Below are 20,946 nucleotides of genomic sequence, written 5' to 3'. Positions count from 1 at the left end.
CCGCATGTGCGATTTGTCCGACGGACGAGCGTGGTATGCAGGACGTCCAGGTCCAAGGGGTGGACGATGGCTGAGGCCCTGATCAATTCCGGTCGGGTCGCCAGCAGCAGGGAAGCAGAGGACCGAGCTATGGCTGTGGAATGGGTTGTCGCTGCGGGTGTGCTGGCCGGCGCCAGCGTGGCGTTATGGGGCTTGAGTGCCTGGATGACGCGGCGCATTGAAGCGCGGGTTCCGATCAACGGGCGTTTCGTCGAGGTGGATGGCGAGCGCTTTCATTATGTCGAAGAGGGCAAGGGCCCGCCGCTGGTGATGATCCACGGGCTGATGGGCAGCAGCCGTAACCTCACATATGCCTTGTCCGGTCAGTTGCGAGAGCATTTTCGCGTGATCACCCTCGACCGGCCGGGGTCAGGCTATTCCAGCCGACACAGTGGCACGGCCGCAGACTTACCGGGTCAGGCCCGACAAATCGCGGCCTTTATCGACACGCTCGACCTGGGCAAGCCGTTGGTGCTGGGCCATTCCCTGGGTGGCGCGGTTGCTCTGGCGCTGGCCCTCGACCATCCCCATGCGGTATCCGGGTTGGTACTGGTAGCGCCTTTGACTCACCCGCAACGCATGTTGCCGCTGGTGTTCCTGTCATTATCGGTGCGCCCGGCCTGGCTGCGACGCTGGATGGCCCACACCCTGACGATGCCTGTTGGCCTGCTGAGTAAAAATGCAGTGGTCAAAGGCGTCTTCGGCCCCGATGCCGCACCGCCGGACTTCGCCACCCGGGGCGGCGGGCTGCTGGGCATGCGTCCAGACAACTTCTATGCCGCGTCCACCGAAATCAACCGGGTCAACGACCACCTGCCCGACATGGTCAAGCGCTACCCGCAACTGACCTTGCCCATCGGGCTGATCTATGGCACCCGCGACAAGGTGCTCGACTTTCAGAAACACGGCCAGGCCCTGGCGAGCAAGGTGCCAGGGCTGAAAATGCAAGTGGTCGAAGGCTGTGGGCATATGTTGCCGATCACCGCGACAGAGCGAGTGGTGGCGCTGGTGGAGCAGGTCGCCAAGCGCGTCAGGCCCGGGGCAGGCATCCGGCTGTTGCACCCTCCCAAGGCCCTGGCGAGTAGATAAGGGTGCACCCGACTCGCGGTTCAAAGGCGTTGATGCCTGTCCTAGACACCTGACCAGACGGCTGAAAAAGAGACTGCCCGGTCACGGTAAAAAGGGCGGGAGAAACTAGTTGACGACCTAACGATTCCGCGCTATTTATTTAAAAAAATTATTTCAATGTGTAATTTGAAATTATTTTTGAAATGCCTAAGAGCGAATAAAATAATGAAAAAAACGCCTTTTATCGCATGGTTGATTTCTCGGGGCAGTCAGCGCTCCGTAAACCTGTTTGCTGCCCCAATGCACACCGGATGTGTACGGAGGTTGCCATGAATCAGACCCTGGCCGCCCCGCACGTCTGGACCGACGCAAAGCGCCACCTGTGGTGGCTCGGCATCATGCCACTGGCAACCCCCTTGCTCTCCGGCGCCCTGGCGATCGGCACCGGCGTACAGCAATTGTGGTGGGTGGGTGTGCTGGTGATCTTCGGCTTGATCCCCCTGATCGACGGCTTGCTCGGCGAAGATGTCAGCAACCCGCCTGAATCTGCCGTCAGCAACCTTGAATCCCAACGTTATTATCGCTGGATCGTCTACACCGGCGTGCTGTTTGTGATCTCTTCAGTGATTATCACCGGCTGGCTGGCCGCCGGTGGCATCGACTGGATCATCAACGGCGGCCTGCTGAACGCCACGGCCACACTTGAGCCGTCGAGCTGGCTGGCCAAGGCTGCTGCATTCGTCACCGCACGCACTGAACTGCATGGCCACATCAGCGTGTTCACTTACCTGGGTATGGCAATGTCCACCGGCGCTGCCACGGGCATCGCGATCAACACCGCCCATGAACTGGGGCACAAACCCAAGCCCCTGGAAGTGTTCCTGGCCAAGGTCACCCTGGCGCCGACGTTCTACGGGCACTTCTACACCGAACATAACCGCGGCCATCACGTTCGGGTCGCCACCCCGGAAGATCCCGCCAGTTCGCGGCTGGGGGAAAGTTTTTGGGCATTCCTGCCGCGTTCGGTGTGGTTCAGCGCCGTGTCGGCCTGGAACCTGGAGCGCGAACGCCTGCGCAAACTCGGTTTGCCGGCCTTGCACTGGAAGAACGCCGTGCTCAGTGCCTGGATGTACAGCGTGGTGTTGTGGGGCGCGATGATTGCCTGGTTGGGCGCGGCGGTGATTCCGTTCCTGATCATCCAGGGCATCTACGGGTTCTCGTTGCTGGAGGTGGTGAACTACGTCGAGCATTACGGCCTCAAGCGCCAGAAGTTGCCCAATGGCCGTTACGAACGCTGCTCGCCGCGCCATTCATGGAACAGTAACCGGATTGTCACCAATATCTTCCTGTTCCAACTTCAGCGGCATTCCGATCACCATGCCAACCCCACGCGCAGTTATCAGTCGTTGCGCCACTTCGATGAGTCACCGCAACTTCCGTATGGTTACGCGAGCATGATTGTCTGGGCCTATGTGCCTTACCTGTGGCGACGTCGTATGGACCATCGGGTACTCAATCATTATGCCGGGGATATCACCCTGACCAATCTTCAACCGTCACAGCGTTTGAAGTATCTGGAGAAGTACAGCAACAGCGCCAAGCCGTTTTGAGATGAAGTAAGCAGTACGGGCGTACTCGGGATCTGTGTATCGCGCAGGTCCTTGTCGCCCCCAGTATCAGGTGCAAGAACGTGGTTTGACCCTACAAAAATAATTTCAAGGGAAGGACGTACACCATGCAAAGTTCTGCCAAGTTCACCGCCCATATCCTGCTGGCAGCGATGGGCCTGATTGTTTATCACCAGGCCCAGGCTGCCCGTATCGAACCTGCCGGCAGTGCCTTCACGGCTCAAGGGCCCATCAGCTTTTCCAAAGGCAAGCTGATCAGCGCCGACTGCACGATCAAGGTGGCCGGCAAGGTCGCGGCCGATGGCTCATCGGTGAATGTCGATAAAGTCGAGTTTGACGGTGGCCTCAAATGCAGCCGTGTCGAAGCGATCAATTTGCCCTGGGTGCTGGTCGCCAAAGATACAAAGAGTGGCTCGATGTCCAGGATCAGCGTCGATGTGCACGCCTTTGGCCTGGGCGGCAAGTGCGGCCCTTCAACCGCCGACGGTACTTGGGATAACGCCACAGGCAAGTTGGAAGCCGCCAATGTTGCTATTGGCGAAGACTGCAAGATCAACACGGTATCCATCAAGATGCCGCCCAACTTCAAAGTGGTCGAATAAACCGTTCCAACTGTTGCAGCGGTAAATGCATTGAAATTTGGCTGGAAAGGGAAGTTCTGCAGTTTCACCGTGACCTCTCGATCATGGCCATTACCCCTGGCGAAATGAATCGCCATAACATGTGAGGAAAAACAATGAAAAGCTTGAAAACTCTCGTGTCGTTGACTGCCCTGGCTGTTTGCATGGGTGCTGCTTCGATGGCCAGTGCGGCTTCAATCAGCCCGGAAGGCCCTTTCACCACGACCGCAGGCTCCATCGTGGTGCAGTCACCGTCGTCGTTCGGGGGCTCTGTGACCTGTGGCATTACCTTCAGCGGCAATGTCAGCGGCGGCGTTGCGACTATCAACAATGCCTCGCTGACCGGCGGTGGCCTGTGTGCATTGCCCACCTTGAAAAGCATCCCGTCGCCAGGCTGGAAGCTGACGGCCTTGTCGGGCACTACCGGCCAAGTAGAGAACGTTGGTTACACCATTAAAAAGACCATCGTAATCCCAGGTACCGACTGCGGTCCATCCACTATCAGCGTGGCCTGGAATGCTGCGACTCACACGCTTACGGCTGCCAACCAGGCTCTGAGCGGTGGCTGCAACGTGGTCTCGCTGACCACCACTGCTGCTGGCCTGACCGTCAATCCATAACGGCTGCTTGTTGCTGGATAAAGGGTTGATCACCCGCTGAAAGGCCGGTACCTCGCCAGAGGTGCCGGCTGACGTGGAAAGCCGGCCATGCCGGGAGCGCATAATAATAAGGAGTGCCGCATGATCAGTAAGAAACAACAGGCTCAAACACTGCTGGGGCTGGCAATATTGGGAGGCTTGATGACGACTGCGCCCGTGCAGGCGGGTGGTTTCTCCACGCCGACTTATGGTGCTCCAGGCTGGGGCCGGGCATTCGGCGGCGGCTCTCTGTTCAAGAATGATCCAAGCTCTGCCTACAACAACCCGGCGGCCATGGCGTTCGTCGACCAGTCCGTGGTTCAACAGACCGTTGACTATGCCCGGGTCAAAATCAAATACAGCGGCCAAGCCTATGATTACACCGGTAACCCGGTCAGTAATACGGCGGTAATGCCTGATGGCAGCTTTGACCCCAGCACTGCAGCACTCAATAACAACGATGGCGGCCAGGGTGGTTTCACCGCCTGGTTGCCTACCGGCTTCCTCGTTATTCCAATCGGTGACCGCTTTGCATTCGGCCTCAGTCAGGTCGTGCCGCAAGGTATGCGCACCACCTGGAATGAAAACTCCAAGTTTCGCGACTTCGCCGTGGACACCAAAATCGAGACCGTCGGTCTGACGGGCTCCTTATCCTTCAAGGTGCGTGACGACTTCTCCATCGGGGGGGGCCTTATCGTTCAGCGCAGTCAAGGCTTCGTCAGCCAGAATGTTGACCTGTTTTCGGCCGCGTCAGTCTCACCAGGCTTGGGTAACGGGGCATTTCCGGCGGGCGTCGGCACCGCGCTGATGCGGGTGAAGGTCGATAACATCTCCACTGGCTGGTTTACCGGTGTTGTCTGGAAGCCGACTGATCGAGACTCGCTGGGCCTTAACTATCACGCCAAAATCAAAAACAAGCTGACAGGCAAATACAGCGTCCGGGCTGATGCCTTGAACAATGGCCTGATGACTGACGATACGATCTTCGGTAACGGCAAGACGCTGGTCGAAACGGCTTATCCGGGCCTGACGCTGTACCCCGGTGGCGCCCATGCCAGTACTCAGTTGGATATTCCAGCCACCGCGGCGCTCGACTGGGTGCACCAGTTCAACGACCGCTGGACCTTGGGTGTCAGCGCCATGTGGACCCAGTGGTCGTCCTTCAAGGACCTCACGCTCAAGTCTCAGGGTTCGACTATCGTCGCCATTCCCTATAACTACAAAGATGCGTGGATGTACTCGGTGGGGGGAGATTTCAAGGCAACGGACGAGCTGACCTTGCGCGCTGGTGTGGCCTATGACCAAACGCCAACCCGCAATTCGACGCGCGATCCGCGTATTCCTGACGGTGACCGTTATTTTCTCTCTTTGGGTGCGGGCTACGATATCAAAGCCGTTCCTGGCTTGACTCTGGACGCCGCGTACTCGCATCAATTTGTCGAGAAGGTCAACATCAAGACCCAGAACGTAGACCGACTGGGCGGTGGCAGGCTTGACGGCAAGGCCGAGTCCTCAGGCGATATTGTCAGCCTGTCAGCCACGTACAAGTTCTGAGCCCACCCTGACAGCGAGTACCAGAGCATCTGGTGCTCGCTGCTCAACGATTTTGATAACTGTTTTGAGGCCTTCGTTCGGCCTCAAATTATTGCGCTCAATGACTAAATAAAAATTTCAAAACAAAATTTGAATTTAGTCATTCAAGTTTGTAGTGTGGTTTTACGCCGCCGCGCAGCTCGACCTGCCTGTGCTTTGGCCACATCTCGAATCAAGTAGAGGTATCCCTATGCTTATCTGGTTATTGGTGGGTTTCGCAGCAGCGATTGCCCTGGCGTATCGACAAGCCGCCGCTACCCTGTGGCTGGTCACTGGCCTGGTTTGGCTGGCAGCGGGTTACCTGTTCAACGTCGTGGCCGGCCTGGGCACCGCCGTCGCGGCGGTACTGGTGGTGTTGCCGGCCCTGGTGCTGGCGCTCAAACCCCTGCGCCGCACGCTGTTGACCAGCAAGGCCCTAGGCCTGTTTCGCACGATCATGCCGGCGATGTCCGACACCGAGCGTGCGGCCATCGAGTCCGGCACTGTGTGGTGGGATGCCGAGCTGTTCAGCGGCAAGCCCAACTGGCAGCGCCTGTTGCAAGCCGCGCCGGCCAGCCTGAGTGCGGAGGAGCAAGCCTTTCTCGACAATGAGGTCGAAACCCTGTGCGACATTGCCAACGACTGGGAAACCACCCAAGTCTGGCAGGACATGTCCCCCGAAGGCTGGCAATACACCAAGGACGCCGGGTTCCTCGGCATGATTATTCCCAAGCAGTACGGAGGCAAAGGCTTCTCCCACTACGCCCACTCCCAGGTGGTGATGAAGCTGTCGACTCGCTGCTCGGCGGCGGCGATTTCGGTGATGGTGCCCAACTCCCTGGGCCCGGCCGAATTGCTGCTGCATTACGGCACCGACGCCCAGCGCAATTACTACCTGCCGCGCCTGGCGCGGGGCGAAGACATCCCGTGTTTTGCCTTGACCAGCCCGTATGCCGGCTCTGATGCGGGTGCGATCCCGGACCTGGGCATTGTCTGCAAAGGTCTGCACGAAGGCGAAGAAGTGCTGGGTTTCAAAGTGACCTGGGACAAGCGTTACATCACCCTTGGCCCGATTGCCACGGTACTGGGCCTGGCATTTCGCGCCGAAGACCCGGACGGCCTGCTGGGCGCGGCCGGTTCCCTGGGTATTACCTGTGCGCTGATCCCGACTTCTCATCCAGGGGTGAACAGCGGTCGTCGTCACTGGCCGCTGAATGCGGTGTTCCAGAACGGTCCTACCACCGGCAAGGACGTATTCATTCCACTGGAGTGGGTGATTGGCGGCCGTGAACAAGTCGGTAACGGCTGGCGCATGTTGATGGAGTGCCTGGCCGCGGGCCGGGCGATTTCCCTGCCTTCGGCGAACGTTGGCCTGGGCAAGGTCGCCGTGCGCGGTACTACAGCCTATGCGGCGATGCGCAAGCAGTTCGGCTTGCCCATCGGCAAGTTCGAAGGGGTGCAGGCTCCGTTGGCGCGCATGGCCGGGCACCTGTATGCCTGCGATGCGTTGCGCAAGGTGTCGGTAGCGTCCCTGGATGCCGGTGAGAAACCTTCAGTGATCTCAGCCATTGCCAAATACCACGTCACTGAGCGCGCGCGCATCATCGTCAACGACGGCATGGACATTGTCGCCGGCAAGGGCATCTGCATGGGGCCCAATAACTTCCTCGCCCGTGCCTATCAGCAAAGCCCCATCGCCATTACGGTGGAAGGCGCCAACATCATGACCCGCTGCCTGATCATCTTTGGCCAGGGCCTGATTCGTTGCCACCCCTATGTGTTGCGCGAAATGGAAGCGGCGCGCAACCCGGACCGGCGCAAGGCGCTGGAAGACTTCGACAGCGCGATGTTCGGCCATGTGAGTTTTGTGCTGGCCAACACCGTCCGCGCAGCGGTGCATTCCCTGACCGGCGGGCGCCTGCTCGCCGCGCCAGCCAAGACCGACCCGGCGCTGGCGTCCTACTACCGTCAGGCCAATCGGCTGTCGGTGGTGTTGGCGTTGATCTCGGACATTTCCATGGGCGTGCTCGGGGGGGCCCTCAAGCGCAAGGAAAGTATCACCGGGCGTTTGGGGGATATTCTGTCGCAGCTGTACATCCTGTCGTGCGTACTCAAGCGTTTCGAGGACGACGGCCGGCCCCAGGAAGATCTGCCGCTGGTGCATTGGGCGGCGCAGGACGCGTTGCTGCGCGCCCATGAAGCCTTGGCTGAGGTGCTCGACAACTACCCGTCGAAACCAGCGGCGAGGGTGGTGCGCGCGTTGAGTTTTCCGTTTGGCATTCCCCTGCACAAACCGTCGGATCGTCTGTTGGCGCAAGTGGCCGATGTGGTGCAAACCCCTGGGGAAACCCGCGACCGCTTGCTGGCCAATTCCTACATACCGCGCCCGGAAATCGACAAGCTGGCCTACGGCGAATTGGGCTTTCGTTTACTGCCACAGGTGGAGTCGATCGAGGCTCGGCTTAAACCCGCCATCAAGCAAGGTTTGCTTGGCCCGCTGCCGATTTCGGCCACGGCCTTTACCGAATGGCGCGTCAAGGCGCGGGCGCTGGACTTGATCAGCGACGACGAGGACGCCTTGCTGGGCCGCTATGTGGAATACGCCGATCACGGTATCCAGGTGGATGACTTCCCCCAGGATTTTGGTTTGCTGGAGGCGTTGCAGCAGCGCAAGCAGGCGCTCGAACCGGCCGCCAAACGGCGCAGCAGCCAAAGCGAAAACGCCCCGGTGAATTGACAGTGTGGGAGGGGGCTTGCCCCCTCCCACATTTGATTGGGTTTACAAGGCAAATGTGTGGCGTGAATGAGTGCTTACCATGAGTGACAACTACCTTTCATTCGTCAACTCCCCCTGGGGCCGTCGCCTGGCCCAGGCTATTGGCTTGCCGCAACCCTTGGCGCTGCAGCGTCATCGCAGCGGCCAGGCCGGGCTGGCCAACCCGGTGATCATCGCCGGGGCAGGGCGCCTGGCGGCGTCGGTGCTGCGTATCTTCAGCGCCACCGACACCGTCGCCGCCACGGCGGCAACCCTCAAGGCACCGTCCACGGTCAAGGTGCAAGGCGCAGTGTTTGATGCCAGTGGCGTGGTCGATCTGCAACAGTTGGACGAGCTCTACCTGTTCTTCCACGCCAATGCCAAACGCCTCGGTCAACATGGCCGAGTGGTGGTGCTCGGCACCGCGCCGGAACACAGCAAGGACTTGCCCCAGGCCATCGCTCACCGTGCTCTGGAGGGCTTGGTGCGCTCGCTGGCCAAGGAGCTGCGTCGGGCGATCACCGTGCAATTGTTGTATGTGGCGCCGGGTGCCGAGGAGGCGTTGGACAGCAGTTTGCGCTTCTTCCTCTCACGCCGCTCTGCCTATGTCTCGGGGCAGGTGGTGCGCCTGGAAAGACCTGTGGATGGCAACACCACCGTCAATTGGGACAAACCCTTCGCCGGTCACCGTGCCTTGGTCACCGGTGCTTCCCGAGGCATCGGCCTGGCTATCGCCCAGGTGCTGGCGCGTGACGGCGCCCATGTGGTGTGCGTGGACGTGCCCCAGGCCCAGCAAGCTTTGCAACAGGCCGCCGCCAGCGTCGGCGGGTCGTCGTTGCCCCTGGACATCACCGCCGCCGACACCGCCGCGCTGTTGCAAGCCCATGTCAGCCAATACGGTGGCTTTGATGTGGTGGTGCACAACGCCGGGATCACCCGTGACAAGACCATCGCCAAGATGACCGAAGCCGCCTGGCGCAGCGTGATGGCGGTCAACCTGCAGGCACCGTTGCAGCTCAGTGAAGCCTTGCTCGACAACCAGGGCATCAACGCCGGTGGGCGCATCATCTGCGTGTCGTCGATCTCAGGGATTGCCGGCAACCTGGGGCAAAGCAACTATGCCACCTCCAAGGCGGGCGTGATTGGCCTGGTGCAAGGTCTGGCACCGCGTGCGGCGGCCCGGCAGGTCACAGTGAATGCGGTGGCGCCCGGCTTTATCGAGACCCAGATGACCGCGAAGATCCCGTTGATGATCCGTGAGGCGGGGCGGCGCATGAATTCATTGTCTCAGGGCGGGCAGCCCATTGATGTGGCCGAGACTATCGCCTGGCTGGCTCATCCTGCGTCGGGCGGAGTGAATGGCCAGGTCGTGCGAGTGTGTGGCCAAAGCCTGTTGGGAGCCTGAAGCGATGGACTATGTGACGCAGATTATCGACCCGCCGCCGTCGCGCACGCAGCTGCTGCTCGACGGTATGCGCGCTATGCGCAAGCCCAAGCTCGACGGTGCGCCGCTGTTACCCACGGCGTGCCTGGTGCGCTCTGCAGTGGCGCTTTCCCCCGCGGGTATCGCCGCTTACGCACGGGCCTGTGGCTTTCGTCCCGAACAGGGCGTGCCGCTGTCCTACCCCCATGTATTGGCCTTCCCCTTGCACTTGATGCTGCTGACCCGGCCAAGCTTTCCGTACCCGGCCAGCGGCATGGTGCATCTGGCCAATCGTATTCGTCAGCACCAGCGCCTGCACCAGGGCCAGGCGTTGCGCGTGGAGGTGTACTGCGAGCGCTGGGTCGCGCATCCCAAGGGGCAGGCATTGAGCATCGCCACCCGTGCCTTCAGTGCGGGCGCGCTGGTGTGGGAAAGCGACAGCCTGTACCTGCGCCGTAACGTCAACAACCCCGTGGGTGAGCCATGGAATGACCCATTGCCATTGCAGGAGGAAGGCTTGCTGCGCACCCAGCGCTGGGTGCTTCCCGCCGACCTGGGGCGACGCTTTGCCAAGGTTTCGGGGGATTTCAATCCGATTCACACCTCGGTCATTGGGGCCAGGCTTTTTGGTTTTCGCCGTGCCATCGCCCATGGCATGTGGACGCTGGGCCGTGCATTGGCGGCGCAACAACCGCCCGGTGGCCTGGAGCAGGCGCAAGCGCATTGCGATTTCAAGTTGCCGATTTTCCTGCCAGGCCAGGTCGCCCTGTGGAGCCACCCGGTGACTGGCCCACGCCGTGAGTTCGAAGTGCGCAATTTCGCCGGGGACAAACCCCATATGCGCGGGCTGTTTATTTGGAAAGAGAACCAGTGATGAGTGACTACAGCTTCAACCCGGCGCCAACTCGCCGCGTGGCGATTATCGGCGGCAATCGCATTCCGTTTGCTCGCTCCAACACGGTGTATGCCCATCACAGCAACCAGGATCTGCTGGTCGCCGCTCTCCAGGGCCTGGTCGACCGTTACAACCTGCATGGCCAACGCCTGGGCGAATTTGCCGCCGGGGCAGTGATCAAGCATTCGCGGGATTTCAACCTGGCCCGTGAAGCGCTGTTGTCCACCACACTGTCGCCGCAAACCCCGGCCTATGATGTGCAGCAAGCCTGCGGCACCGGGCTTGAAGCTGCGCTGCTGGTGGCGAATAAAATCGCTCTGGGCCAGATCGAAGTCGGCATTGCCGGTGGCGCCGACACCACCTCCGACGCGCCTATTGGTATCAACGAATCCTTGCGCCATACCTTGCTTGCGGCCAATCGCGCCAAGGGCATGGGCGACAAGCTCAAGCAACTCCTCAACGTGCGCCCGTCGATGTTGTTCAAGCCGCTGCTGCCGCGCAATGGCGAGCCGCGTACGGGGCTGTCCATGGGCGAGCACTGCGAAGAAATGGCCAAGCGCTGGCAGATCAAGCGCCTGGCCCAGGACGAGTTGACCCTTACCAGCCATCAACGATTGGACGCGGCCTACAACCGTGGTTTTTTCAACGACCTGATCAGCCCCCATCGCGGCCTGGCCCGCGACAATAACCTGCGTGCCGATATCAGCCTGGAGAAACTGGCGGGCATGTCGCCGGTATTCGACCGCCAGAACGGCACCCTCACTGCCGGCAACTCCACGCCCTTGACCGATGGCGCTTCGGTGGTGCTGCTTGCCAGTGAAGAATGGGCCACTGCCAATGGCTGGCCGGTGCTGGCCTACTTGCGCACGGGTGAGACGGCGGCGGTAAATTTTGTCGACGGCACCGAGGGCCTGCTGATGGCACCGGCCTACGCCGTGCCGCGCATGTTGCAACGGGAAGGCTTGAGTTTTGCCGACTTTGATTTATTCGAGATACACGAAGCGTTTGCCGCCCAGGTGCTGTGTACGCTCAAAGCGTGGGAAGACCCTGAATATTGCCGCGAGCGGCTCGGCCTTGAGACGCCCTTGGGCACCATCGAGCGCAGCAAGATGAACGTCAACGGTGGCTCACTGGGCTGCGGCCATCCGTTCGCGGCCACTGGCGGTCGGCAATTGGCGGCGCTGGCCAAGGCGATCCATGAACGCGGTGGTGGCCGCGGCCTGATCTCGATCTGTGCGGCGGGTGGATTGGGCATCACCGCCATCGTCGAAAAGTAACGCTTTTAAAAACAACAATAAGGACACTGCCATGAACGCTATCAGCCTGGAACACACCGAACGTATCTGGTTGAACACTTACCTGCCCGGCGTTCCAGCCGATATCGAGGCCGGGATCGAGGAGTATCCGTCGCTGCGTGAAGTGTTCCTGGAGCATCTGGAAAAATTCAGCGAGCGGGTGGCCTACGTCAGCATCGGCACCGAAATGACCTACGCCGACTGGCGGGTTCAGGGCATCGCCTTTGCCGCTTGGTTACAGGGCCAGGGCGTAAAGAAGGGCGACCGCGTGGCGCTGATGATGCCCAACTGCTTGCAATACCCGATCTGCCTGTTGGGCACGATCCTGGCCGGTGCCGTGGTGGTCAACGTCAACCCGTTGTACACCGCCCATGAACTCAAGCACTTGCTTAAGGACAGCGGCGCCGAAACCGTGGTGATCTTCGAGAACTTCGCCCACACCCTGGAAAAAGCCATGGCCGGCAGCAGCGTCAAGCGCGTGGTGCTCGCGGCTATCGGTGATTTGCTGGGGACCTTCAAGGGCGCGGCGATGAACTTTATCCTGCGCCGCGTGCAGAAGCAGGTGCCGGCTTTCAAGCTGCCCGGTGCGCTGCGCTTCAATCAGGTGCTTGAACAGGGCAGGGGGCTGCACCACTTGCCGGTTGCGCTGGATCGCGATGAGCTGGCCTTCCTGCAGTACACCGGCGGCACTACCGGCGATGCCAAGGGGGTAATGCTCAGCCATCGCAATATCATTGCCAACCTGCTGCAAGCCAAGGCCTGGGTCGGCGACCAACTGGACCAGCACAAGCAGGAAACCAATGTGACCCTGCTGCCGCTTTACCACATCTTTTCGCTGACCGTGAATTGCCTGATGTTCATGTGCCTGGGTGGGCGCAATATCCTCATCGCCAACCCGCGGGACGTGAAGCGGGTGCAGATGATCCTGCGCAAAGAGCGCTTCAACGGGATTGCCGGGGTTAACACGCTGTTTAATGGCTTGCTGGAGAACAAGGAATTCTGCTCGCGGGATTTTTCCGACCTGCGCCTGGTGATCGCCGGCGGTATGGCCACCCACACCGCGGTGGCCAAGCGCTGGAAGGAGGTGACCGGGCTGCCGATCATCGAAGGCTACGGGCTGACCGAGTGTTCGCCCGTGGTGAGCATCAGCCCTATCGATATTTCGCGTATGCGCGAGATGGAATTTACCGGCAGCATCGGCGTGCCGTTGCCGTCGACCTGGGTGCGTTTCATGCGCGAAGACGGCGAGCTGGCTGACATCGGCGAGCAAGGCGAGCTGCAAGTACGCGGCCCGCAAGTGATGCAGGGCTACTGGAAGCGGCCCAAGGAAACCGCTGAGGTATTGGATGCCGACGGTTGGTTGTCCACCGGTGATATCGGGGTGATGGACGCGCGCGGCTATATTCGCCTGGTGGACCGCAAGAAGGACATGATCCTGGTCTCGGGTTTCAATGTGTACCCCAATGAAATCGAGGATGTGGTGGCGATGCACCCGGGTGTCGCGGAAGTGGCGGCGATCGGTGTGGAAGATGCCGTGAGTGGGGAGAAGGTCAAGATCATCGTGGTGCGCAAGGATCCGGCCCTGACCCAGGAGCAGATTCTTGCGCATTGCCGGGGATACCTGACGGGGTACAAGGTGCCCCGGTATGTGGAGTTCCGCAGTACCGAGCTGCCCAAGACGACGGTTGGCAAGGTACTGCGGCGCGCATTGCGCTGACTCGGTTTACCGGGGCTGGCCAATCGTCAGAGGTAACCATCGTCGGGGAAATTGAGACCAATGACATCCTGGCTGTGGATCGGTCGGATGCTTTTGATCAAGAAATCAGTCTTGCCATTTCCCGTCAAATCGACACCGAGGAAGTACCTATTGGTTTTTGGGTTGAATGTCAGGATGGTATCGCCCGGTTGTCCGCTGTACTGACTGACGTAGTTGAGTTGGACTTGCGAATTTTCGCTCAGGCTGCTCAAGTCGATTTTGTCTTGGCCTGTGGTGAAGTCCATAAGCAAGTCAGCGTTGTTGCGCGGGGAGTCGCCGGCGGCATGATAAGTAAACGTGTTGGAGCCACCGTTGCCGGTCAGTATGTCGGCTCCGCCACCTCCAGTCAGGACGTTGTCCGCACTGTTTCCGGTAATACGATCGTTGCCTGTGCCGCCTTTGGCGTTTTCGATAAGGGTTTGGGCGCTGATGTGCACGTTGTTAGTCAAACCACCCACGCTGGAGCGTGAATCCGGGGCCAGGTTGATTCGCTGGTTTTGCGCGAAGCCAGAGAAGTCCAGCGTGTCATTGCCTTGTTTGTCGTGCACGCTGAAACCGGGCCTGTCGGTGGGAGACGTAAGGCTGGTTTCGGGCTTGCCCGTGTTGGAGTTGAAGCCGTAGACAGTGTCGGCGGCTGTGGATTGCGCAAGTGGAGGCGTAACCGGGGGTGGCGTCGTGGGTACCGGAGTGGGAACGGAAGGGCGTGTAAGTTTTGATTCAGGTGGCACCACTGGGGTGGCATTCGTCAAAATATCTGTGGGCTTTATGGGCTTTTCACTCAGAATCACCAGCATGGAATAGGGGTCGCCAGTTACATTCATGATCAGCCTGTAGCGCTTGATACTCTCATCGTAGTCCAGCGTCAGTTCACCTTTCTTCCCCGTGTGCCAGTCAACAAGCTTGGGTTTCTGGATGCCCGCATCTTTCAACATGGTTGTCAGGTCAATCTTGTCGATGCCACTTGTGAAGTCTGTGAGTGTATCGGGGTTTTCACCAGGTGAGTCGCTGACACTGTTATATACAAAAGTATCTGCGCCACCTCCACCGGTCAGCGTGTCGCCGCCAGCACCTCCCCTCATGCGGTTGTTGGCATTATTGCCGATCAGCACATCGTGCCCCGAGCCGCCAATGGCATTTTCAATAAACGCCCTTGGCAATTGATACATTACCCTCACGGCCGCCGACATCCGAGAGTGTTCCCGCGTTCAAGTTGATCCTTTGATTTTTTTTGAAACCGGAAAAATCCAGAGTGTCTTCACCGCCGTTATCCCAGACACAAAAGAACGGCAAGTCGTTGGGGGAGGTCAACGTGTAGTGGTCGCGCTCTGTGTTGGAGTTGAAACCGTAGGTCGTATTGCCTTTACGGGTTTCGTCGTTGGCCTTGTATTGCAGATGAGCGCCGGCAATATCGTGCATCATCGGGGTTTGGGAAGAGTCCGATACGAACGAGTTTTTATTATTTCCATTGGGGCGAAACAAGCTGAATTTATAACTCATAGTGCTATAGACGTCGCTGCTTTGAGGCAGGTCAAGATCCGGATGCTCAAGTCCCAAGGTGTGCCCGATCTCGTGGACCATTGCCGCATGCAGCCCAGCCCCTTCATTTTTTCCGATGTTTACGTCCTGAGCGCCGTGAGCATTTGGCAACGTAGCGTCACCGCCCCCACCTGAGACTTCCCGAACTGACAGGTGAGTGTCAGCATTTTTGCCATTTTCGACAAAATTGACTTTTATAACATCTTCCCAAGACCGAAGTGCCTGCCTGAATGCTCTCTTTTTGGTCTCGCTGAATTCGGTAAATGCATAGGACACAGTGAGTTGTCCGTCACCATTGCGATCTTGTATTTTATAGTTGCTGCGAGTGAGACTTTTAGCAACTTCATTGGGAGGATCGGAAGAGAGTGAGTTGCTAGCGGATAAGTTGCAAGTTTCGGTTGTCACAGAGAACGATTTTGCGGGCGGGCAGTAAGCGCGAATCGACGACATGATTGAGACCCTTGAGTAAGTGGGTATTAGTTGCTGGCCATGCTTGCAATTGATGTTGAAGGCGGGGGTAAGTTAGACGCTTTTGGGAGGCTGCTCTAGGGGTACAGTATTTCGATATATGATTGTGTTGTTAGGTAACTGTGATCATGTTGCTAGTGTGCTAGGTGTTGTCGGAATAATTACTTTGTGGGGGAGGTGCCAAGATAGTTAAGCGAAGGGCGAGGGTTATCTTGTCAGATGGAGCGGGCGTTGAATGGCTCGTGCGCTCATATTTTCGTTATTTAGAAAACAAGCAATGAGTGCGTGCCTAGAACATGCAACAATGAGTGACGTCGCCCGTAGACAGGGCGACGTGATTGATCATTTGCACCGTGATTGATTAAAGTGCGCTGACCTTGACCCAACGTTCTTCGAGGGCCGCCACGCGAATCGCTGTCGCCAACCGCTCCACCTCCCATGCAGCATCAAAGTCCGTGCCATCCGCACCTTGCCCCGCAAGCGCCATGATCAACTCCTGCACCTCCAGCGTCTTCAACTCGTTGTAGCCCAACTGATGCCCCGCCGCCGGGCTGAACGCCGCATAGCCGGGCAGCGCAGGGCCTGCCAACACGCGTTGAAAGCCGTCCTGGCCGACGCGGTGCAGGCGCAGTTCATTCAAGCGCTCCTGATCGAACGCCAAGGTGCCTTTGGTCCCGCTTATCTCAAAGCACAGGTGGTTTTTGTAGCCGTGCTTGAGCCAGCTGCTGCTCACCGTGCCGCGCGCACCGTTGGCGAAGCGCAGCAGGGCGTGCACCTGGTCATCCACTGCGATGGATTTCAAATCAGTGCTGCCTTGGGTAGCGGGGCGCTGAGCATGCACGGTCTGGGTATCGGCACACACACTGACCACATCGCCCACCAGGTAACGCGCCATCGACAGCAAATGGCTGCCCAGGTCAGCCAGAGCACCACCGGCGTGTCCCACTTCGCAACGCCACGACCACGGCGAGACCGGATCGGCCATGAAGTCTTCGCTGAACTCACCCTGGAAGCTGATGATCTGGCCCAGCTCACCCCGGGCTAGCATCTGGCGCGCCAACACGATCATCGGGTTGTTCTGGTAGTTGTAGCCCACTCGCGTCACCACCCCGGCGTTGCTGGCTGCACGGCGCATGGCATCGGCTTGCTCCAGGCTGATGGCCAGGGGTTTCTCGCAATACACCGCTTTGCCCGCCGCAATCGCGGCCATGGCCATGGGGTAGTGCAGGTGGTTGGGGGTGGTGATGGCCACGACATCGACCTTAGGGTCCTCGATCAGCGCCTGCCAATCACCATGGGCCTGGTCAAACCCCCAGGCCGTGGCGCAGCGTTGGGCTCGCTCGGTGTCGGCATCGGCCAGGGCAGCAAGCTTTAGCTGTACCGGCAACTCGAACACTGTGCGCGCGTTATTGAACGCTAACGCGTGGGCACGGCCCATGAAGCCTGTGCCGATCAAGCCGATTCCGAGTTCACGCATAGCCGTGGTCCTTTGATTATTGTTTTCAGGGATGGCATTAATGGAATAAAAATTCGCAAAGATCAATAGTTGGAATAAAAATTCACTCATCACTTCAGTTGATATGAACCTATTCAGCCGTAGCCAAACGCCGCCAGTTAACAAAAGATAACGTAGCGCCGATTGTCAGACGATTCCAAAGCCCGATAGGATGGCCCGTGCTGACTCCAGGCGCTCTAGATTGCAGGTTTCAACGTCCTGGAAGATAAGCCGACCTAACAATAATAAATGGGAGAAAGGTCTATGAGTGAGCCTGTCATGGGTTGGGTTGTTTGCCGCCCACGCGCCGCACGCAGGGTTGCGTTGCTGGCCACAGCGCTCTCGCTGCTTGCCGGTGCGGTGTTGTCTACGCCCGTACTGGCCGCCAGCGATACCTCCGCCGCCGCGGTATTTGCGATTCAATCCCCCAAGGCCGCCAAAGGCTTGATGATCGATGTGGTTCACGCCGGCAAGCGGCTGGTGGCGGTCGGTGATCGTGGGCATATCCTGTATTCCGATGACCAGGGCAACACCTGGACCCAAGCCAAAGTTCCCACCCGGCAACTGCTCACGGCGGTGTTTTTCGTCGATGACCAACAGGGCTGGGCTGTCGGCCATGATGCGCAAATTCTTGCCAGTTCCGATGGCGGCGCCACGTGGACCCAGCAATATGAAGACCTCAAGCGCGAAGCGCCGTTGCTCGATGTGTGGTTCAACGATGCCAAGCACGGACTGGCCGTCGGCGCCTACGGTGCGTTGATTGAAACCACCGACGGCGGCACCACCTGGGCCGACGTCAGTGACCGCCTCGATAACGAAGAACAGTTTCACCTCAACGCCATCGCCCGGATCAAGGACGCCGGCCTGTTTATCGTCGGCGAACAGGGCAGCATGTTCCGCTCCAGCGACGATGGCCAAACCTGGGAGAAACTCGAAGGCCCCTACGAGGGCTCGTTGTTTGGCGTGATCAGTACGGCGCAGCCGCAGACCCTGCTGGCTTATGGCTTGCGCGGCAATCTCTACCGCTCCACGGATTTCGGCAGCACCTGGGAACAGGTCGAACTCAATGCCACACGCGGTGCGCTTGAGTTCGGCCTGTCTGGCGCCACCTTGCTTGATGATGGCGCCATCGTCGTCGTCGGCAACGGTGGCAGCGTGGTGGTCAGCCATGACGACGGCCAGACGTTCAGCGTGTTCAATCGCCCGGACCGGATTTCACTCTCGGCAGTCACAGCCGCAGGCAATGGCAACTTGATTCTGGTGGGGCAGGGTGGCGTTCGTGTCGCCACGCCAGCCGGCGCCGAACTCGTAAAACAATAAGAAGGGCGGGGAACGCATGAGCAGTCATCACAACGATAAAGCGACCTTTCTTGAGCGCCTGATTTTTAACAATCGCCCGGCGGTGATCGTCATCTGCCTGCTGGTGAGTATTTTCCTGTTCTGGCAGGCGACGTTGATTCGCCCGTCTACCAGCTTTGAAAAGATGATCCCCCTCAAGCACCCCTTCATCGAAAAGATGATGGAGCACCGCAACGACCTGGCCAACCTGGGCAACACCGTGCGCATTTCGGTGGAGGCCAAGGATGGGGATATCTTCACCAAGGACTATATGGAGACCCTGCGTCAGATCAATGACGAGGTGTTCTACATCTCTGGCGTCGATCGTTCGGGCCTCAAGTCGCTGTGGAGCCCCAGCGTGCGCTGGACCGAAGTGACCGAAGAAGGCTTTGCCGGCGGTGAAGTGATCCCGCAGAGCTACAACGGCTCGCCGCAAAGCCTCGACCAACTGCGCAACAACGTGCTCAAGTCCGGCCAGGTCGGGCGTTTGGTGGCTAACGATTTCAAGTCGAGCATTGTCGATATCCCGTTGCTGGAGTCCTACCCGGACCCGCAGGACCAGGGCAAGCTACTGGCCCTGGACTACCAGAAGTTTTCCCACGAGCTTGAGGACAAGATCCGCAACAAGTTCGAGGCGCAAAACCCTAATGTAAAAATCCACATTGTCGGCTTTGCCAAGAAAGTCGGAGACCTGATTGACGGCCTGATCATGGTGGTGCTGTTCTTTGGCGTGGCCTTTGGCATCACCCTGATCCTGTTGCTGTGGTTCACCAACTGCCTGCGCAGCACCATCGCGGTGTTGAGCACCACATTGGTGGCGGTGGTATGGCAGTTGGGCCTGATGCATGCCGCCGGTTTCGGGCTGGATCCCTACTCGATGCTGGTACCGTTCCTGATCTTCGCCATCGGTATTTCCCACGGCGTACAGAAGATCAACGGTATCGCCCTGCAGTCCGGTGAGGCCGACAACGCCCTGACGGCTGCGCGCCGTACCTTCCGGCAACTGTTCCTGCCGGGAATGATCGCGATTCTCGCGGATGCGGTCGGCTTTATTACCCTGCTGATCATTGATATCGGCGTGATCCGTGAACTGGCCATCGGCGCGTCGATCGGCGTGGCGGTGATCGTGTTCACCAACCTGATCCTATTGCCGGTAGCGATTTCCTATGTAGGGATAAGCAAGCGCGCCATCGCCAAGAGCAAGAAAGACGCGAACCGCGAACATGCGTTCTGGCGCCTGCTGTCCAAATTCGCCAGCCCGAAAGTCGCGCCGGTCTCGATTTTCCTGGCCTTGGTCGCCTTTGGCGGCGGCCTGTGGTACAGCCAGAACCTGAAGATCGGCGACCTCGACCAAGGCGCACCGGAACTGCGCCCGGACTCGCGCTACAACAAAGATAACAACTTCATCATCAGCAACTACTCCACCAGCTCCGACGTGCTGGTAGTGATGGTCAAGACCCGTGCCGAAGGCTGCTCGCGCTATGAAGCCATGGCGCCCATCGACCAGTTGATGTGGAAGATGCAGAACACCGAGGGTGTGCAGTCGGCGATCTCGTTGGTGACCGTATCCAAACAAATGATCAAAGGCATGAACGAGGGCAACCTGAAATGGGAAACCCTGTCGCGTAACCCTGACGTACTGAACAACTCCATCGCCCGTGCCGATGGCCTGTACAACAACAACTGTTCCCTGGCGCCGGTGCTGGTGTTCCTCAACGATCACAAGGCCGAAACCCTCGACCGTGCGGTGCACGCTGTGCAGGACTTCGCCAAGGAAAACAACAAGGACGGCCTGGAGTTCATCCTCGCTGCTGGTAACGCAGGGATCGAAGCCGCCACCAACGAAGTGATCAAGGAGTCGGAACTGATCATCCTGATCCTGGTGTACCTGTGTGTGGCGACCATGTGCATGATCACCTTCCGGTCCTGGGCGGCGACTTTGTGCATTGTGCTGCCGCTGGTGCTGACCTCGGTGCTGGGTAACGCGCTGATGGCGTTCATGGGTATTGGCGTCAAGGTTGCGACCTTGCCGGTGGTGGCCCTTGGTGTGGGGATTGGCGTGGACTACGGTATCTACATCTACAGCCGTCTGGAAAGTTTCCTGCGTGCAGGTTTGCCGCTGCAAGAGGCGTACTACCAGACGTTGAAGTCCACCGGTAAAGCTGTGCTGTTCACCGGCCTGTGCCTGGCCATTGGTGTGTGTACCTGGATCTTTTCGGCCATCAAGTTCCAGGCCGACATGGGCTTGATGCTGACCTTCATGTTGTTGTGGAACATGTTCGGCGCGTTGTGGCTACTACCCGCACTCGCGCGGTTCCTGATCAAGCCTGAGAAACTGGCGGGGCAGAAGGGCAATTCGTTGTTTGCGCATTAAGCCAATGCAAAAAGCCGCACTGTGCGGCTTTTTGCAGAGCGTCAGT

Annotated in this window: 13 protein-coding genes and 1 pseudogene; 12 read left to right on the top strand and 2 right to left on the bottom strand. The window is 59.1% G+C overall.

Annotation, left to right across the window (positions count from 1 at the left end; translation table 11 throughout):
* Positions 1 to 129: 129 nt before the first annotated feature.
* The 10 genes from E3O56_RS06800 (at position 130) to E3O56_RS06755 (ending at position 13,650) form a co-directional block, all read left to right on the top strand.
* Positions 130 to 1,128 carry an alpha/beta hydrolase gene (locus E3O56_RS06800; RefSeq protein WP_148853912.1) on the top strand — a complete coding sequence of 333 codons (999 nt, stop codon included), beginning with the start codon at positions 130 to 132 and terminating at the stop codon, positions 1,126 to 1,128.
* Between the two features lie 308 nt (positions 1,129 to 1,436).
* Entirely contained in the window at positions 1,437 to 2,717 is a 1,281-nt protein-coding gene (locus E3O56_RS06795) for an alkane 1-monooxygenase (protein ID WP_032880808.1), read from the top strand.
* Positions 2,718 to 2,842: 125 nt separating this feature from the next.
* Positions 2,843 to 3,337 carry an alkane oxidation protein activator PraA gene (gene praA, locus E3O56_RS06790; protein WP_078821199.1) on the top strand — a complete coding sequence of 165 codons (495 nt, stop codon included), beginning with the start codon at positions 2,843 to 2,845 and terminating at the stop codon, positions 3,335 to 3,337.
* Between the two features lie 134 nt (positions 3,338 to 3,471).
* Complete coding sequence (gene praB, locus E3O56_RS06785) at positions 3,472 to 3,975, top strand: alkane oxidation protein activator PraB (RefSeq protein WP_032880810.1); 504 nt, start codon at positions 3,472 to 3,474, stop codon at positions 3,973 to 3,975.
* Positions 3,976 to 4,095: 120 nt separating this feature from the next.
* Positions 4,096 to 5,547, top strand: coding sequence for an outer membrane protein transport protein (locus E3O56_RS06780; RefSeq protein WP_103734977.1), 1,452 nt, complete (start codon positions 4,096 to 4,098; stop codon positions 5,545 to 5,547).
* Positions 5,548 to 5,776: 229 nt separating this feature from the next.
* Positions 5,777 to 8,302 (top strand): acyl-CoA dehydrogenase, encoded by a 2,526-nt coding sequence (locus E3O56_RS06775; protein ID WP_248128016.1) that lies wholly within the window; start codon positions 5,777 to 5,779, stop codon positions 8,300 to 8,302.
* Between the two features lie 79 nt (positions 8,303 to 8,381).
* Positions 8,382 to 9,725, top strand: coding sequence for a 3-oxoacyl-ACP reductase (locus tag E3O56_RS06770; protein WP_248128015.1), 1,344 nt, complete (start codon positions 8,382 to 8,384; stop codon positions 9,723 to 9,725).
* Between the two features lie 4 nt (positions 9,726 to 9,729).
* Positions 9,730 to 10,617, top strand: coding sequence for a MaoC/PaaZ C-terminal domain-containing protein (locus tag E3O56_RS06765; RefSeq protein ID WP_248091570.1), 888 nt, complete (start codon positions 9,730 to 9,732; stop codon positions 10,615 to 10,617).
* Entirely contained in the window at positions 10,617 to 11,915 is a 1,299-nt protein-coding gene (locus tag E3O56_RS06760; RefSeq protein ID WP_248128014.1) for an acetyl-CoA C-acetyltransferase, read from the top strand. Before E3O56_RS06765 ends, E3O56_RS06760 begins: the two co-directional genes overlap by 1 nt.
* A 31-nt stretch (positions 11,916 to 11,946) precedes the next feature.
* Positions 11,947 to 13,650 (top strand): AMP-binding protein, encoded by a 1,704-nt coding sequence (locus E3O56_RS06755; protein ID WP_248128013.1) that lies wholly within the window; start codon positions 11,947 to 11,949, stop codon positions 13,648 to 13,650.
* Between the two features lie 29 nt (positions 13,651 to 13,679).
* On the opposite strand, the pseudogene E3O56_RS26850 reads toward E3O56_RS06755, so the two are convergent.
* Both E3O56_RS26850 and E3O56_RS06740 read right to left on the bottom strand, forming a co-directional pair.
* Positions 13,680 to 15,494 (bottom strand): annotated as a pseudogene (locus E3O56_RS26850) (M10 family metallopeptidase C-terminal domain-containing protein); the annotation flags it as partial.
* Between the two features lie 560 nt (positions 15,495 to 16,054).
* Positions 16,055 to 17,170 carry a Gfo/Idh/MocA family oxidoreductase gene (locus E3O56_RS06740; RefSeq protein ID WP_248128012.1) on the bottom strand — a complete coding sequence of 372 codons (1,116 nt, stop codon included), beginning with the start codon at positions 17,168 to 17,170 and terminating at the stop codon, positions 16,055 to 16,057.
* Positions 17,171 to 17,467: 297 nt separating this feature from the next.
* Between E3O56_RS06740 and E3O56_RS06735 the strand changes: the two genes are divergently transcribed.
* Together E3O56_RS06735 and E3O56_RS06730 are read left to right on the top strand one after the other, a co-directional pair.
* Positions 17,468 to 18,508, top strand: a complete 1,041-nt coding sequence (locus E3O56_RS06735) for a YCF48-related protein (protein WP_248128036.1) — start codon at positions 17,468 to 17,470, stop codon at positions 18,506 to 18,508.
* Positions 18,509 to 18,524: 16 nt separating this feature from the next.
* Positions 18,525 to 20,900 (top strand): RND family transporter, encoded by a 2,376-nt coding sequence (locus E3O56_RS06730; protein WP_103734986.1) that lies wholly within the window; start codon positions 18,525 to 18,527, stop codon positions 20,898 to 20,900.
* Positions 20,901 to 20,946: the final 46 nt, after the last annotated feature.

It is taken from the genome of Pseudomonas sp. W2Aug9 (assembly GCF_023127755.1).
Classification (GTDB): Bacteria; Pseudomonadota; Gammaproteobacteria; order Pseudomonadales; family Pseudomonadaceae; genus Aquipseudomonas; species Aquipseudomonas synxantha_A.
Note: the sequence above shows the minus strand (reverse complement) of the source record. Positions and strands in the feature narration are given on the sequence as shown.

What these genes read in the sequence shown, in the direction of transcription:
- E3O56_RS06780 (WP_103734977.1), top strand. Translation starts at nt 4,096, where the DNA reads ATGATCAGTAAGAAACAACAGGCTCAAACACTGCTGGGGCTGGCAATA.
- E3O56_RS06795 (WP_032880808.1), top strand. Translation starts at nt 1,437, where the DNA reads ATGAATCAGACCCTGGCCGCCCCGCACGTCTGGACCGACGCAAAGCGC.
- praB (WP_032880810.1), top strand. Translation starts at nt 3,472, where the DNA reads ATGAAAAGCTTGAAAACTCTCGTGTCGTTGACTGCCCTGGCTGTTTGC.
- E3O56_RS06800 (WP_148853912.1), top strand. Translation starts at nt 130, where the DNA reads ATGGCTGTGGAATGGGTTGTCGCTGCGGGTGTGCTGGCCGGCGCCAGC.
- E3O56_RS06770 (WP_248128015.1), top strand. Translation starts at nt 8,382, where the DNA reads ATGAGTGACAACTACCTTTCATTCGTCAACTCCCCCTGGGGCCGTCGC.
- E3O56_RS06730 (WP_103734986.1), top strand. Translation starts at nt 18,525, where the DNA reads ATGAGCAGTCATCACAACGATAAAGCGACCTTTCTTGAGCGCCTGATT.
- E3O56_RS06735 (WP_248128036.1), top strand. Translation starts at nt 17,468, where the DNA reads ATGGGTTGGGTTGTTTGCCGCCCACGCGCCGCACGCAGGGTTGCGTTG.
- E3O56_RS06775 (WP_248128016.1), top strand. Translation starts at nt 5,777, where the DNA reads ATGCTTATCTGGTTATTGGTGGGTTTCGCAGCAGCGATTGCCCTGGCG.
- E3O56_RS06760 (WP_248128014.1), top strand. Translation starts at nt 10,617, where the DNA reads ATGAGTGACTACAGCTTCAACCCGGCGCCAACTCGCCGCGTGGCGATT.
- E3O56_RS06755 (WP_248128013.1), top strand. Translation starts at nt 11,947, where the DNA reads ATGAACGCTATCAGCCTGGAACACACCGAACGTATCTGGTTGAACACT.
- praA (WP_078821199.1), top strand. Translation starts at nt 2,843, where the DNA reads ATGCAAAGTTCTGCCAAGTTCACCGCCCATATCCTGCTGGCAGCGATG.
- E3O56_RS06765 (WP_248091570.1), top strand. Translation starts at nt 9,730, where the DNA reads ATGGACTATGTGACGCAGATTATCGACCCGCCGCCGTCGCGCACGCAG.
- E3O56_RS06740 (WP_248128012.1), bottom strand. Translation starts at nt 17,170, where the DNA reads ATGCGTGAACTCGGAATCGGCTTGATCGGCACAGGCTTCATGGGCCGT.